This window comes from Eikenella sp. NML99-0057, from assembly GCF_001648535.1.
In the GTDB taxonomy this organism is placed as follows: domain Bacteria; phylum Pseudomonadota; class Gammaproteobacteria; order Burkholderiales; family Neisseriaceae; genus Eikenella; species Eikenella exigua.
Genome location: NZ_LXST01000003.1, coordinates 122,266 through 136,716 on the forward strand (window position 1 = coordinate 122,266; position 14,451 = coordinate 136,716).

At 55.3% G+C, this 14,451-nt stretch carries 12 protein-coding genes and 1 pseudogene; 7 read left to right on the forward strand and 6 right to left on the reverse strand.

Features of this window, described 5'->3' with window-relative positions:
- Positions 1-34 precede the first annotated feature (34 nt).
- Together A7Q03_RS05540 and A7Q03_RS05545 are read right to left on the reverse strand one after the other, a co-directional pair.
- The gene (locus tag A7Q03_RS05540) at positions 35-3,283 is read right to left on the reverse strand and encodes an efflux RND transporter permease subunit (protein WP_067448043.1); all 3,249 of its coding nucleotides are present in this window, start codon (positions 3,281-3,283) and stop codon (positions 35-37) included.
- 14 nt (positions 3,284-3,297) lie between these two features.
- Entirely contained in the window at positions 3,298-4,569 is a 1,272-nt protein-coding gene (locus A7Q03_RS05545; protein WP_067441417.1) for an efflux RND transporter periplasmic adaptor subunit, read from the reverse strand.
- Positions 4,570-4,831: 262 nt separating this feature from the next.
- On the opposite strand from A7Q03_RS05545, the gene A7Q03_RS05550 reads away from it, so the two are divergent.
- The 3 genes from A7Q03_RS05550 (at position 4,832) to A7Q03_RS10165 (ending at position 6,334) form a co-directional block, all read left to right on the forward strand.
- Positions 4,832-5,506 carry a TetR family transcriptional regulator gene (locus A7Q03_RS05550; protein ID WP_067441415.1) on the forward strand — a complete coding sequence of 225 codons (675 nt, stop codon included), beginning with the start codon at positions 4,832-4,834 and terminating at the stop codon, positions 5,504-5,506.
- 224 nt (positions 5,507-5,730) lie between these two features.
- A complete protein-coding gene (locus A7Q03_RS10160) occupies positions 5,731-5,874 on the forward strand; it encodes a hypothetical protein (protein ID WP_156502940.1) in 144 nt (47 codons plus the stop codon).
- A 214-nt stretch (positions 5,875-6,088) separates the two neighbouring features.
- Positions 6,089-6,334 carry a hypothetical protein gene (locus tag A7Q03_RS10165; RefSeq protein ID WP_153705552.1) on the forward strand — a complete coding sequence of 82 codons (246 nt, stop codon included), beginning with the start codon at positions 6,089-6,091 and terminating at the stop codon, positions 6,332-6,334.
- A 59-nt stretch (positions 6,335-6,393) separates the two neighbouring features.
- Here A7Q03_RS10165 and A7Q03_RS05555 read toward each other — a convergent pair whose 3' ends face one another.
- The gene (locus A7Q03_RS05555) at positions 6,394-7,260 is read right to left on the reverse strand and encodes a peptidyl-prolyl cis-trans isomerase (RefSeq protein WP_067448045.1); all 867 of its coding nucleotides are present in this window, start codon (positions 7,258-7,260) and stop codon (positions 6,394-6,396) included.
- 239 nt (positions 7,261-7,499) lie between these two features.
- Positions 7,500-7,793, reverse strand: a complete 294-nt coding sequence (locus A7Q03_RS05560) for a YciI family protein (RefSeq protein WP_193563044.1) — start codon at positions 7,791-7,793, stop codon at positions 7,500-7,502.
- 502 nt (positions 7,794-8,295) lie between these two features.
- On the opposite strand from A7Q03_RS05560, the gene A7Q03_RS05565 reads away from it, so the two are divergent.
- From A7Q03_RS05565 to A7Q03_RS09820, 4 genes and pseudogenes are all read left to right on the forward strand, one after another.
- Positions 8,296-10,299, forward strand: a complete 2,004-nt coding sequence (locus A7Q03_RS05565) for a FimV/HubP family polar landmark protein (protein WP_067448047.1) — start codon at positions 8,296-8,298, stop codon at positions 10,297-10,299.
- A gap of 254 nt (positions 10,300-10,553) precedes the next feature.
- Positions 10,554-11,363, forward strand: coding sequence for a tRNA pseudouridine(38-40) synthase TruA (gene truA / locus A7Q03_RS05570; RefSeq protein WP_067448049.1), 810 nt, complete (start codon positions 10,554-10,556; stop codon positions 11,361-11,363).
- A gap of 10 nt (positions 11,364-11,373) precedes the next feature.
- Positions 11,374-11,619, forward strand: coding sequence for a glutaredoxin family protein (locus A7Q03_RS05575; RefSeq protein WP_067441404.1), 246 nt, complete (start codon positions 11,374-11,376; stop codon positions 11,617-11,619).
- A gap of 18 nt (positions 11,620-11,637) precedes the next feature.
- Positions 11,638-11,763 (forward strand): annotated as a pseudogene (locus tag A7Q03_RS09820) (N-(5'-phosphoribosyl)anthranilate isomerase); the annotation flags it as partial.
- A 75-nt stretch (positions 11,764-11,838) separates the two neighbouring features.
- On the opposite strand, the gene A7Q03_RS05580 reads toward A7Q03_RS09820, so the two are convergent.
- Together A7Q03_RS05580 and A7Q03_RS05585 are read right to left on the reverse strand one after the other, a co-directional pair.
- A complete protein-coding gene (locus A7Q03_RS05580) occupies positions 11,839-12,453 on the reverse strand; it encodes a DUF4189 domain-containing protein (protein ID WP_067448051.1) in 615 nt (204 codons plus the stop codon).
- A gap of 253 nt (positions 12,454-12,706) precedes the next feature.
- Positions 12,707-14,335, reverse strand: coding sequence for an FAD-dependent oxidoreductase (locus A7Q03_RS05585; RefSeq protein WP_067448053.1), 1,629 nt, complete (start codon positions 14,333-14,335; stop codon positions 12,707-12,709).
- Positions 14,336-14,451 lie beyond the last annotated feature (116 nt).

A 14,451-nucleotide genomic window follows, 5' to 3' on the forward strand; every position in this document is an offset into this window, starting at 1 on the left:
GCCTCCAATGCGGCAGAGGCTACCTGAAAACATTTTACTGGTCGTTATGCAGGTCGCGTTTCTCTTCTTCGCTCAGCCCTTCTTCAGCGGCAGAAACGTAGAGTTCGGCCTGCTCGGGGCTTATGTTGGTGTGGGCGGCGGCCATTTCGGTTTCGTGTTGGGACGGTTTAAACAGCTTGCGTACCAACACATAGAACAGCGGCACCAGGAACACCGACAGCAGCGTGCCGACAGACATACCCCAGAATACGGCGGTACCGATGGCGCGTTGGCTGGCGGAGCTGGCACCGGAAGCGACATACAGCGGCACCACGCCCAAGATGAAGGCGAAGGAGGTCATCAGAATCGGGCGGAAACGCAGGTGGGCGGCGGCCAAGGCTGATTCCATCGCGCTCTTGCCCTGCGCTTGCAGGTCTTTGGCAAATTCGATAATCAGAATCGCGTTTTTCGCGCTCAAGCCGACTACAGTAATCATACCGACCATGAAGTAGATGTCGTTGAAGAACACCTCCCGGATGCCGAATACGCCGTTGAACAGGTTGCGGCCGAACACGCCCAGCACCACGCCGAGGAAGCCCAAGGGGGCAACCAGCAGCACGGCAGCGGGAATCGACCAGCTTTCATATAGGGCGGCCAGCACGAGGAAAGTGGCCAGCAATACGAAGCCGTAGAGCATGGTGCGCTGGGAAGAGCCGCTGGCCTGTTCGCGCGATTCGCCCGCCCACTCCACGCTGTAGCCGTCCATTTGCGATACGATGCGTTCTACTTCGGCTATAGCGTCGCCGCTGGCGAAACCGGGTTTGACCGCGCCGCTAATCGACATGGCGGGATAGCCGTTGAAACGAGTGCTCTGCTCCATGCCGGCTTCCCACGAGGCGCTGACCACGGTGGAAAGCGGCACGGCCACGCCTTGACCGTTGGGCACGGTCATGGCCAAAATTTGCTCGGCCTGCATACGGGCCTGGGGCACGGCTTGCACATACACTTTTTGCAGACGGTCGTTGTTGGGGAAGTCGTTTACATACGCTCCGCCCAGAGCTGTACCCAAGGTGCTGCGGATAGAAGCCATGCTGATGCCTTGTGCGGCAGCAGCTGCGCGGTCGATGGTAAGTTTGAGCTGCGGCGCATCTTCCAAGCCGGCGGCACGGGTGTCGCCAAATATCGGGTTTTTACGCATTTCGGCAATCAATTTATTGCGTGCCGCCAGCAGGGCTTGATGGCCTTGGCTGTTGCGGTCTTGCAGGTAGAATTCCAGGCCGCCGTTACCCAGTTCGCGGATGGGTGGTGGATTCACGGCGATAGCGAAACCGTCGCGGATCAGGCCGCTGGACATGAAGGTACCAGTCAGTTTCCGAGTGATGCTGGCCGCATCTTCACCTGCGCCTTTGCGTTCGTCCCAGTTTTTCAAAATCACAAAGCCCATAGCCATGTTCTGACCGCTACCTGAAAAGCTGAAGCCGGATACGGTGAATACATCTTTCACGCCGGGCGTGCCTTTGGCAATCTGCTCCACGGCCAGTAGGGTTTGGTCGGTACGCTCTTTGGTGGCGCCGGCCGGCAGCTGGATGCTGACCATCAGGTTGCCTTGGTCTTCTGACGGCAGGAAGGAAGACGGGATACGGGTGTAGAGCAGGCCGGCGGCAGCCACCAGCGCTAAGTACACAATCAGCATACGGCCGGCACGGTGTAGCAGGGCGGCCACCCAGCCTTCGTAGCGCTTGTTGCCAGCAGTGAATTTGCGGTTGAACCAGCCGAAGAAGCCGGTTTTTTCCTCGTGATGCCCTTTCCTAATCGGTTTGAGCAGCGAGGCGCACAAGGCTGGCGTGAGTGACAGAGCAAGGAAGGCTGAGAAAGCGATAGAGAGCACCATAGTGATGGCAAACTGCTGGTAGATTTTGCCGGTGGCGCCGCTGAACATGGCCAGCGGTACGAACACGGAAATCAACACGGCGGTAATGCCGACCACGGCGCCGGAAATCTGCCACATGGCTTTGTGTGTGGCTTCGCGCGGCGGCAGGCCTTCTTCCGACATGATGCGCTCCACGTTTTCTACCACCACGATGGCATCGTCCACCACAATACCGATTACCAGCACCATGGCAAACATGGTCAGCACGTTGATCGACATGCCGAAATAGTAGATGCCGGCAAGACCGCCTAAGAGCGAAATCGGCACCACAATGGTGGGGATCAGGGTATAGCGGATGTTTTGCAGGAACACGAACATCACGATAAACACCAACACCATGGCTTCCACCAAGGTGTGTACCACTTGTTCGATGGAGATTTCCACAAAGGTGGAGGTATCGTACGGAGCGCTCCAGCTAACATCACTGGGGAAATATTGCGCCAATTTGGCCATACGTTCTTTTACCAGTGCGGCAGTGGCGGTGGCGTTGCCGCTATTGGACAACATCACGGCCATGCCGACGTTTGGCTTGCCGTTGAGGCGGGTACTGGCAGAGTAGTCTTCCGAACCTAGCTCGATTTTGGCCACATCGCGCAGATAAACGTTGGCACCATCTGTGGTGCTGCGCAGGATGATGTTGCCGAATTCTTCTGGCGTGCTGAGTTGGCCTTCGGCGGTGATGGTGGCAGTGATGGTTTGCCCCTGCACTGATGGTAGAGAGCCGAGCGAGCCAGCGGAAATTTGCACGTTTTGTGCGCTGATGGCGGCGGAAACGTCGGCAAAGGAGAGGTTGAAGTTTTGCAATTTCTGCGGGTCTACCCAGATACGCATGGCGCGTTCGGCAGCAAACAGGCGCACTGCACCCACACCTTCAACACGTTGCAATTCTGGCACGATATTGCGTTTGGCGTAATCGGCCATTTCTTCCAAATCTTGCGTTTGCGAAGAGAGCGCCACCACCATCAGGAAGTTGGATCGAGATTTGGATATGCGTACACCGTATTGCTGCACGGTGGCAGGCAGGCTGGACAAGACTTCATTCAGCTTGTTGTTTACTTCCAGCTGTGCCACGTCTTCATCGGTGTCGGGCGTGAAGGTGAGGGTAACGCTACCTGAACCGCTGGAGTCGGCAGAGGTAGACATATAATCCAAGCCTTCCACGCCATTCATATTGCGCTCGATCACTGCCAATACACTGTCTTCCATCACTTGGGCGGAAGCACCGGGGTAGGTGGCGGTGAGGTTGAATGTAGGCGCGGCAACAGACGGGTATTGCGATACTGGCAGTTTTCGGATGGCCAGCACACCCGCCAAAATAATAAAGATGGAGATAACCCATGCGAACACGGGTCGGTCAATAAAAAATTTAGCCATTTACGTACGCCCCTTTATTTGGCTTGGGAAGCAGATTGGGCGGCCGGAGCGGAGGCTGCTGTGCCGGATAGGACGGGAGCAGAAGTGCTGTTTGGCTTGATCGGGGCGGCAGCTGTGCCAGATTGTTGCGGCTGTGAGGCTTGCCATTCCTGGGTTTTCACTTTTTGCGCCCCCATCATGCCGGCAATCATAGTGCCGTCTATGGCTACTTTGTCGCCGTCTTTCAGCCCGCCGGTAATAATCCAATTGTTGCCGCTTTGGCCGGCAATGGTTACTTCCTGTTGGCGCATTGAGCCATCGGACGCTACGATTACCACGGTATTTTTGGCACCACGGGTAACGGCGCGTTGCGGAATGAGGTAGGCGCTGTTGGCTTGTGCCTGCGGCAGGCGTACGCGCACATACAGACCGGGTAGCAGGATATTGTCGTCGTTCGGCACTTCCACACGCAGGGAAACCTGGCCGGTGGTTTCGTTTACCGTCGGGTCGGTAAACAGTAGGCGGCCTTTTTGCGGGTATTCGCTGCCGTCTTCTAAAATAATGGTTACTTCCACTGCGCCGTTTACCGCACTCATCTGGCCTTCGGCAATCTGGCGGCGCAGTTTCATCACATCCAGCGCAGACTGGGTAACGTTTGCATACATCGGATTGGTTTGCTGGATGGTGGCCAGCACGGTTGCACCACCGGCAGTGAGCAATGCACCTTCGGATACGTTGGAGCGGCCGATATAGCCGGAAATCGGCGCGGTAATACGAGCGTGGTTCACATTAACCTGCGCCGAGCGGATGGCGGCGCGGGCGGCGTTCACATTGGCCACGGCAGAACGTTGTGCGGCCACGGCAGCATCGTATTCCTGTTTGCTGATGGCATCAGCAGCTACCAAGGGCTGGTAGCGTGCCAAATCGGCATTGGCTTTAGCCTGAGCGGCTTCGGCGGCAGCTAGCTGGGCGCGTGCGCTGGCAAGGCCGGCTGAGTAGCTGGCGTCGTCCAGTTGATACAGCGCCTGGCCAGCTTGTACATAACTGCCTTCTTGGAACAGGCGGCGTTTGATGATGCCGCTCACCTGCGGGCGCACTTCGGCAGAGCGGAATGATTCCAAACGGCCGGGCAGTTCGGTGTTGATGGTGGTGTCTTCTGCCTTCACGGTAAGCACGCTTACTACTAATTCCAGCTCACTCTGCCGCTGTGGCTCGCTTTTGCCGCAAGCAGACAGCGCTAATACGGAAGTCACGACGATTGCACTCAGCCTGAAGCTCGTTTTCCCTGATATGCTGAAATATGTCATTATGATGATGGCCTTGTTAAGTTGATGTCTAATTTAATGAATTATGGCCGCTTGAAGCCCATGGGGGGCGGAAGCAGCCGCTAGATAAAAATAATATTTTACATACATTATTGTATGTTGTCTATGGCTATTCAAATGAAGAAATGCTAATATACTAAAAAGCAACATTATTGCGCGGGCGAGCCGATAGGAAGCTTGAAAGCCTGCTCTAAACATGACAGAATTCAATAATAAATAAACCAGTGAATATTCTGGAATAGTGATGAGAAAAACGAAAATTGAAGCGCAGAAAACACGCAACTACCTACTTAAGGCAGCATTGGATACATTCTATATAAGAGGGGTCAGCCGTTCATCTCTAAACGAAATCGCTCAAACTGCCGGCGTAACGCGTGGCGCGCTGTATTGGCATTTCAAAAATAAAGAAGATTTATTTGAAGGTCTGTTTCAAAAAGTATTTGTCGAATTATCTAGCAAGTTGGCGTACGATATAGAAACCCAATCGCCGGATATTTGGGAAAGTTTTGAAGTAGCCACCATTAATCTGTTTCAAAAGCTGGAAACCGATGAAACCGTAAGAAAGTTTTGCAACATCATTCATTTGAAATGCGAATACACTGAGCAAAACCACTCTGTGGTGAAAATCATGCGCAGCTATCAGGATATGTGGCAGCGTCAGCTCACCGATGTGCTGACGTTAAGCCTGCAAAAGAAAAAGCTACCGGAAGATTTGAATATTAATCTGGCGGTGGTGTTTATGATGTCAGTTATCAGCGGGCTGATGAACATTTGGATGAATATGCCCGAACAATTCAGCATCGGCAAAACTGCGCCGAATATTATCCGTACCGCCATGAAGGCATTGCAGCATTCGCCGGATTTGTGCACTCAGTCTTTTAAACCTCTGCCACTGAGTATGCGGCAGCATAAGGCTTAATATTTCCGTACCGCATACAGGCTACCTGAAAATTTTCTGCTTCATTCATACAGAGTTTTCAGGTAGCCTGAAGTGTTTGTAGCTAAAGCTCTTATTTATTCCTACTACGTTGGATCGCCTTCTCGTATTACTCATACTGTCTACGGCTCACCACCTGGTAGGGAAAAATAATTGCCTCAGCTATATTATCGTTTGAGCTCCTCAAAATATGCCATATGAAAACCTTGTTTTCCGAGTTAGTCCTTTCCCTGTTGCTCATCGGCGTAGCAGTGGGCATCATCGGCATTGTGCTGACATTGCTGCTGCACACGGTACAGCATTTGGCGTTTGGTTATCCGCTGAATGTAGAGAGTTGTCGTACTGCGTGATGGTGGAAGAGAGCATACCGCTGCGGCGTTTGATAGTGCTGCTGCGCTATTGGCTTGCGGCATGGTGTTGTGATGGTGCGCTCGGCATTGGGTGATGTGATTCAGTATCCGCTACTGGATTTTCTTTTTCCGGATGAGTGGGTTAAAACATGAGCACTGGTAGCCTGTGCGTGGAATATTTGACTGCCGGTAGTGGATATGGGGGCGGCAGCATTTGTGGGAGCAGTGGTGTTTTGGGTGTGGCGTAGAAAATGCTGATTACCACGCTGGTGTTTATGCTGGAATTGTCGAACCAGTCGCCAGCGCTGTGGCTGCCGCTGTGTTTGGTACTGACTTTGCTGGTGTATCGGGCATTGCCGGTGAAGCAGGTGGTTTGAGGGCAGGATGGCTGGAGAATCTACCTGAAAAACAAAAACAGTGGTATTGCCATGCCGCTTCCAATTTTTACCAGCCGCCATAAGTAGGCATAACAAAAGGCTACCTGAAGTTTTCAGGTAGCCTTTTCTGTGCTGAATAAGCTTAGCGGATATTGGCTTGTTGATAGAGGCGGGCAATTTCCTGCTCGATCAGCAGGTTTTGCAGGTCTTGCTGGATTTGTGGTTTCATTTGGGCAAACGGCGGCACGCGCACGGGGCGTTTGGCTTCCAGATAGAAAATGGCGAAAATGCCGTTGCTTTCCACTGGGGTTTCGGTGAATTTGCCCTGGCCGAGCGATTTCACGGCGTTGTACACTATGGGTGCACCTTCTTCCAAATCTTTCAGCGGGGTAAAAGTGGGGCTGATGCCGCCGTTGGCACGGCTTGGCGTGTCGATGGTGTATTGGCGGGCAACGTCGGTGAAACGGCGGCCGCGTCGGAGGTCGGCCACGGCTTTTTGGGCGTTATCGCGGCTGTTGAGGATGATTTCGCCGAGTTTTACTTCTTGCGTGCCGCGATAGCGGTTGGTGATTTCCTGATAGGCCTGTTGTACTTGGGCTTCGGTTACGGGATTAGAACGCAGAATGTGAGCCACTAGAGCTTGGGCGGTTACATTGCCTTCAAAGGTTTCCCAGTCTTGGTGGAAGGTGGTTTTGCGGTCTTCACCACTGGTGCGGGCATCGGTGCGGGCGCGTTCGATGATTTGTTTGAATTCGGGGCTTTCGTTTAGGCGCAGGCGGCGTGATTCTTGAATCATCAGTTCGCGGGTTACGAGGCGGCGGGCAATGTTTTCGCGCAGCTCAGGGGTGTCGACCACCTGGCCGTTGCTCTGCTCGTTAATAATCCTTACCTGTTGGTCGATTACGGTGCTGTCAATGCGGGTATTGTTTACGGTTACAACGGTTTGGGCAGCTAGCGGGGAGACAGCCAAAACGGTAGTCAGTAGTAGTGCGAGTGAAGTTTGTTTCATGTTGTTGTCCTTAAATTCAAGATAGTTATAGCCGGATTATAAAGGATTTTGCGGCGCGCATTCTCCGGTGTTTGTGCGCAGATGATCAGGGCGTGGATTTAGGCAGGGTATAAACCGTGCAATATCTGCTGGACTGTGTGTTGGTTGCCGGTGTGGCAGATGTGTAATGGCTCCCGTCGGCCAGTTCGAGCAGGCTGTGAGAAAACGGTTTCCAGGGCGCTGGAGAATGATTTGTGTGCTCATGCAGGCAGTACTTTCTTAAACGGACGGATGAGGATTTCGGCATATACGCCGGCTTCCACATAGGGGTCTTGCCCAGCCCATTCTTCAGCTTCGTCTAAAGAGGCGAAGTCGGCCACGATGAGGCTACCTGAAAAGCCGGTTTCGCCCTCAGGCAGGGGACATGGTCCAGCCAAAACCAGCCGGCCAGCTTTGGCCAGCTTTTCTAACCTGGCCAAATGCGCGCTGCGGGCAGCTAGTCTGGCTTTGGTGGAATCGGTCACGTCGGAGGCCATCAGCATGAACAACATAATTCGGTTTCTCTTGATAAATTTGGAAATCGGGCAAAGGCGTTTGCTGCAACGAAATCTGTGGATAGTTTTGCCCGGCTGCCGTCAAACTTTGCATCATCTTGTAAGCTGGCAGTTTGCAAGTGGTGCGATTTAGGTGTTTATCTTAAAGCAAATGCGGAAATTCTGCACTTAAATATCGCAAAGCTGAGGATTGGGAGGATGCGTTGGCAACAGTGCAAACACACCAGAAAGGCGAAAGATTGAAAGACTGGATTTTTGTTAAATAATTAAAAATGTTTCATTCCTGTATAGAAAATCGGGCCAAATAGCAGAAATGGCTTGGCATAAATAGGAAATAAACGATATGATACCTGAGTTTAGAGATTTTAATCCGTTGCACAACTGCCGTGCTCAGGCTGGAATTTTGCTTATTTGGCCCTGTATTTTTCTGTTGGTTCAGACGGTTAGCAGTGCATTACTTTAGGTTGTTAAGGGGGATTTGATGTTTTGTAAGCAGTATAAAATGAAACTGATCGCGGCTTCGCTGGGTTTGGTAGCCTCTGTCGGTGCCCATGCCGCTTTGGGCGTTTTGCAGGTTCAGTCGCGTTTGGACGAGCCGTTTTCCGCCACAGTGGTGGTAACGGGCGACGAGGCACGTGCTTTGGCTTCGGCCAAGCCCACCATCAATGGTGCCAATCTGCAAGCCACGGTATCGCGCCGAAGCAGCGACCGTGCCGTTATCCATTTGCATTCCAGCACGCCAATTAAAGAGCCGGTGATGACTTTCTGGCTGGGCGTAGGTAATCAAAACCACCAATATACCGCCATTTTGGACCCCCGCGATTATCAATCTGCCCCCAGTAGCTCTCGTTCGCGCCACGAACGCCGTGCTGAAGCTGCACCGAGCCGCCGCCATCCTGCCGAATCCAGACGGCACCGCCGTGCTGCCGACCGTCGCGAAGCACCAGTGCAGATTCAGGGAGAAAGCTATCAGATTAAAGATGGCGAATTGCTGGTGGACATTGCCCAGCGCGTTAAGCCGTCCGGCATGACTTTGCGTCAAACCATCAACGCCTTGGTGGCCGCCAACCCACGCGCCTTCCGCAACGGAAACCCTGATTTGATGTATCGTGGTGCCACCCTCACCATTCCCGATGGCGAAACCCTGCGCCGTTTGGCACACAACCCACCACGCCGCGTAAGCGACCGCGCACAGGAAGAGCGCCCAGCAGTTGACACTGCTCCAGCACGCCAGCTGCCGTCGGTGGAAACTCAGTCGGCCGTACCCACTCCGCCGATTACTCCCCCTGCACCGCCTGTTGAGCCGGCTCAACCCCAGCCGCAACAACCTGCCCAGCCGCCAGTTCAGCAATTGCCTCAAGAGCAGCCTGCTGTTCCGCCCATGGCCAGCGATGTAGTCCCCGAGATGCCGGCTTCTGCCGTGCTGCCCGATATGGGTGCCAGCTTGCCTGAGCAGGCTTCCGATATGATGGTGTCCGAGCCGGTGGAAGAAATGCCGCCGCCCGTGGTTGCCCCGCCGGTGGTGGAAACCCCGCCGATGGAGGAAGAGGGCATGGACATCACTCAGATGGCACTCTACGGTGGTGGTGGATTGTTGGTGTTGGGTGGTTTGGCGTATCTCCTGATGAACCGCCGTCGCAAAATGGCCGCACCTGCCCGCGGTGACGATCATGCGGACGATGACGGCCTCTATTTTGAGAGTGTTACCGACCATTCCAGCAGCTTTTCTGCCGCTCCGGCTGCTCCTGCCGCAGCGCAGCCTGCACCAGTGAGCGAACAGGATTTGGGCTTGGACTTGAGCCACTTAGACGAACAGCAGCAGCTGGGCAGTACTCCCAGTACTGGAGACGCGGCCCGGCAGGCCGAAGCCGATGAGTGGAGTTGGCTGCAGTCCGAACAACCTGCTGCAGCACCTGCTGCCCCGGCTGCGCCCGCTGCTGCTGGATCTGCCGCTTCGGATGACGATTGGCTGAACTTTGCTACCGAAGAGCCTACTGCTTTCGCTGCCCCGGCGGCTCAAGCACCTGTGCAGCCAGCGCCCGAGCCACAGGCTGAACCGGTTGCCCCTGAAGAGCTGGATTGGGTGTTGGATGAAACTCCTGCTGCCGTTGAAGTGGTAGAGCCTGCCCAGCCGGCAGCGTCGGAAATGGACAATACCATTTCCTTTGATGTATCAAGCTTGGATACTGAAGGCGTGAGCAGTGTAGCTGAAGAAGCTGCCGCTGCATCCAATGTAATGGATTTGGACTTTGACAGCACGCCGGCTGTTCCGGCTCAAGCCGCTCCGGTGGAAGTTAGCCAGCCCGCTTCGGCATATACTGAGCCGGTTAGTGCCGGCCCGCTGCCGAAAGAGGCGCTGGAAGCCAAATTGGAACTGGCTAAAATGTATCTGGAAATCGATGATGCCAACACTGCCCGCCAGACCCTGATGGAACTGATTAACGAATCAGAAGGCAGCAGCATTCAGGCTGAGGCGCAGCAATTGTTGAACGATATCGGCCAGTAATCCAGCTAGCCACAGCAACCCGGGCAGTTCCGCCCGGGTTTTTCTATACAGGGCAGGATTTGCCGGCGTTGTTTCTGTTTTCAGGTAGCCTTTTCCAATATGCAGGCTACCTGAAAGCATGGCTGCAACGAAGCTATAGTGAATTAAAATTAAAAATGCTACTGCGTTGACCCGCCTTGCCGTACTATCTGCGGCTCGCCTCCTTGTCCCATTCTTATTTTAATCCACTATAAAACCAATTAATTTGAAGAAACATGAATCCATCTCCCATCAAACGACGTGTCTTATTCGTCAGCTACGACGGCAGCCGTTTTTTCGGCTGGCAGAAGCAGGCAGACGGCATTGCCACCGTACAAAGCGCCTTGGAAGCTGCTTTGAGCGAATTGGCGCAGGAACACATCAGCGTGGTAACGGCCGGGCGTACCGATACCGGTGTGCACGCCACCGCGCAGGTGGTGCATTTCGATTCCGCCGCGCAGCGGCCTGATCAGGCCTGGGTGCGTGGCGTGAACGCGCTATTGCCCAAGGGCGTGGCCGTGTGGCGGGTGCAGGATGTGGCGCCGGAGTTTCATGCCCGTTTCGATGCCTGCGGGCGGCGTTATCGTTATCTGTTGCAGTCGGCGCCGGTGCGCTCGCCGTTGTTGGTGGGGCGTGCGGGGTGGGCGCATTATGCCTTGGATATGGAAGCCATGCGCCAAGCTGCCGCGCTTTTAGTGGGCGAGCACGATTTTTCCAGTTTCCGCGCTGCCGAATGCCAGGCCAAATCGCCGGTGAAAACCCTGTATCGTGTAGCTTTGTGCGGCATGCCGGAATTGATGGCGGTGGATTTCCACGGCAATGCCTTTCTGCACCACATGGTGCGCAACTTGATGGGTGCGCTGGTGTATGTGGGCTGCGGTAAGTTGAGTGTGGACGGTTTTGCCGGGCTGCTGACCGCCCGCAGCCGCAAGCTTGCGCCCCCCACTTTTATGCCCGACGGGCTGTATCTCACCGGTATCGACTATCCGCCGCAATTCGGCGTGGCCACGCCGCCGCCACCCGCCTGGCTGTTTCCAGATTGGTAAGGAAAATCAGATGGTTCTAACTTTAATGTTTCGCGAATATTGCAGCCTGTGCCACCATATGCGCGCTGCCCTGCAGCCGTATCAGGCGGCATATGGTTTTGAGTTGCAGGTGTTTGATGTGGATGAAGATCCGGAGCTGGAAGCGCGGTATAACGAGCTTGTGCCGGTATTGCTGCATGAAGGCGAGGAAATCTGCCATTGGCATTTGGATGAGGCCAAATTGCTGGCGGTGCTGCAAAATGCAAAGGCTACCTGAAGGGAAAACCCGGGCAACGTAGCCGCCGCCGTGCGGCAAACCGGTGCTGCTTGGCTGGATGTGTCCAGCGGGGTGGAGCAGGCTCCAGGGGTGAAGAGTAGGGAACTAAAGGAGTGCTTTGTGCGGCTGGCGCGCGAGGCATGATTGATAAATGGTGCGGGCAATGAAAAGGCTACCTGAAAACTTTTCAGGTAGCCTTTCTAGCCTCAAGCAGCTGTTTTAGCGCTGATTGTAGCTGCTGTAATCATAGCCCGTGCAAAATGCCGTGCCATGTCGGGTTTCCACTGCAGAGAAGCGACAGTTCCCTGCTCCTTCTCTCGACTCACAAGCCTGCCTTGCCTTAGCCGCCGCCTGACGGTCATTTTTATCTATCCCGACAAACACATCAGATTCGGATCTGGCTCCCCTTGCCGGAAGAACCAACACACCGCAGGCATTGCTAAACACCCTCACAACTTTACAGTTGGACGACAAGCAGTTTTTAAGCGCTTCCTCCCTTGCTCGTTGTTCGGAATAATATCCGCCACTCCAGCCCAAACTGTTGGAAGATAAATCAAGGGCCAGCGCTCCATAAAACGGCGTGCGGCGCAGTTCCGCGATTTCTGCTTGCACCTTTGCCTCGCGCTGCTCCCAGGCGCGTATTTCGGCGGCGGTGGGGCTGCGGTTGATCGGCTGTTGTGTTGCTCCTCTTCTTGCACGGGCTGCATTATCTGCATCCGTCTGCATACCTGCTCTGGTATGTGGATCTAAATTCTGTGCCCAAGCCAAGCCCGCACTGCCCAATAGCACTGCCGCCAATACGCCCGCTGCCGTGTTCATCATGGTTTGCTTCATCTTGCCGCTCCTGTTTGGAAAGGGGGAAAAGGGTATTGCCGATGATCGGATTGTAACAAAATACAAGATATTGTAAACATCTATCCCGTTGCTTGAAGGCTACCTGAAAACCATAACATGGTTTTCAGGTAGCCTTTTCGTGTATGGCGATTGGGGATAGCATTGCCGGCTTGGTTTCTGGCGTAGCCGTAAGTTGGGCATGGATGCCCGGCCTACATTCTTTTGTTGGGTTACACCTGCGGCTATACCATCGTCAGCGCGGCAGGATTTTCTTGGCGGCTTCCACGCCCCAGTAAACGGCTTCTTCCATCACGGAGTAGCTGCTCAGGTCGCTGTGGGCAAAGGTGAGGCGGGAGTGGTGTTGGCGCAGCTGGAGTAGGGTTGGTTGGGTGAGGTAGCCGGGGGTGGGGGAGCTCATGCCGTGGCCGCGGATGCTGATGTCTACGGAGGCGACCTGGTGCCAGAAGCTTGGGCCGTAGGCTTGGATGAGGTCTTGGGTAGCGTGTTCGAGCAGCTCTTCTTCGCCCGCTTTAAGCAGCCAGCGGCGGATGCTTTGCGGGCTGTCGTGGTTGAGGGCGGTGTAGGCGGTGAAGATGGTGTGCTCGGGTTTGGCGGTGCGGATAAGCTGGTTGGTGGACACAACATAGCCGAGGCCTTGCGTGCCGTGTACTACGTTGTCCCACGCCAATTCGCTGCGCTGTGCTTCTCGGGGGAAGCCGTTGAGCACGAAATTGCTCACCAGCCAGGGGGCGTAGGCGGGCAGGTTGAGCGAGAAGCCGTAGTGCTGGGGCTGGGCGATGATGCGGGCGGCAATCATCAGGGGCATGGCGCAGATAACGTTTTGGGCGCGGATGAGGGCGGTATGGCCGCTTTGATTGTGGCGCAGGATAACGGCTACGTCTTCATCGGTTTCGCTGATTTGCAGGGCAGAGGCATTGATGGCGGTGGGTTGGGGAAAGGTGAGTTCGGTGGTTTCAGGTAGCCTGTCGATGTTTTGCAGGCGGATATGGCGGCGGATGGCTTCGGAGAGGTGGGCGAGGCCTTCGGGCCAGGTGAGCACGGCTTCGTGGGTGTGGCCGCGGGCGGCGAAGTAGTGCAGGCCGGCAAAGGCGGATACTTGGGCGATGCCTTGGCCGTAGTCGTCGCGGCAGCAGTAGTCGAGATACCAGAGCAGGCTGGGGGAGCGGTAGTTTTCTTTTTCGAGCCAGGCGGCGAAGGTGGTTTGGTCGAGGCGGCGCCATTCTTCGTCGGTGGAGGAGTGGGCGATGGGAATGGCGAAGATTTTTCGCCCGTCGCGGCCGTGTGCGCGGCGCAGGGTTTCGATGAGGGCGTGGAAGCGGCGGCTGTCGGCATCTTCTTGCGGCAGCAGGGAGTATTGCCAGCGGTTTTGGTAATACAGGCGCTCGGCGGGGGCATAAACCAAATCGGTTTCGTGATACAGGGGCTCGGGCTGATCGATGCCGTTGAGCAGGATGCCGAGGTCGGCGAGCAGCTGGCGCACATACACGCTTTCCTGCGAGGGCAGGGCCAAATAGTGTGCGCCGGAGGGGGCGGAGAGGCTACCTGAAACATAGGCGGCATTGTTGCCGTTGCGCTCGATGCCTTCGGCGAGGAGGAAGTTGCGCTGCCCGTGTTTGGTTAAATGCCAGGCGGCGGAGAGAGCGGCAGCGCCGCTGCCGAGGATGAGGGTGTGGCAGCGGTGTTCGGATTGGGGGGCAAGGGAAACTTGGCCGTTGCGCAGCTCGTGGCCGAAGGGCAGGCCGATGCGGTGGATGCGCACGGGCGGCAGGCGGTGGAGGTATTGATGGCCTAGGCGGGAGGCTGCGGCTGCGGCGGTGAGGGCGGCAGCGCTGCCGAGCAGTTGGCGGCGGGTGAGCTTCATGTTTCAGGTAGCCTCTGGCGGAGGCAGGGTTGGGCGGGATGGCTGGCAGAAGTCTAATAGTTTATATGTTTTCAGGCAGCCTCTATCAATTAGGCTACCTGAAAACCAAGATGCGG

Excerpts from the sequence above, each read along its gene's own strand:
- A7Q03_RS05565 (WP_067448047.1), top strand. The coding sequence starts at position 8,296 with ATGAAACTGATCGCGGCTTCGCTGGGTTTGGTAGCCTCTGTCGGTGCC.
- A7Q03_RS05575 (WP_067441404.1), top strand. The coding sequence starts at position 11,374 with ATGGTTCTAACTTTAATGTTTCGCGAATATTGCAGCCTGTGCCACCAT.
- A7Q03_RS05580 (WP_067448051.1), bottom strand. The coding sequence starts at position 12,453 with ATGAAGCAAACCATGATGAACACGGCAGCGGGCGTATTGGCGGCAGTG.
- A7Q03_RS05585 (WP_067448053.1), bottom strand. The coding sequence starts at position 14,335 with ATGAAGCTCACCCGCCGCCAACTGCTCGGCAGCGCTGCCGCCCTCACC.
- A7Q03_RS05555 (WP_067448045.1), bottom strand. The coding sequence starts at position 7,260 with ATGAAACAAACTTCACTCGCACTACTACTGACTACCGTTTTGGCTGTC.
- A7Q03_RS05545 (WP_067441417.1), bottom strand. The coding sequence starts at position 4,569 with ATGACATATTTCAGCATATCAGGGAAAACGAGCTTCAGGCTGAGTGCA.
- A7Q03_RS05550 (WP_067441415.1), top strand. The coding sequence starts at position 4,832 with ATGAGAAAAACGAAAATTGAAGCGCAGAAAACACGCAACTACCTACTT.
- A7Q03_RS05540 (WP_067448043.1), bottom strand. The coding sequence starts at position 3,283 with ATGGCTAAATTTTTTATTGACCGACCCGTGTTCGCATGGGTTATCTCC.
- truA (WP_067448049.1), top strand. The coding sequence starts at position 10,554 with ATGAATCCATCTCCCATCAAACGACGTGTCTTATTCGTCAGCTACGAC.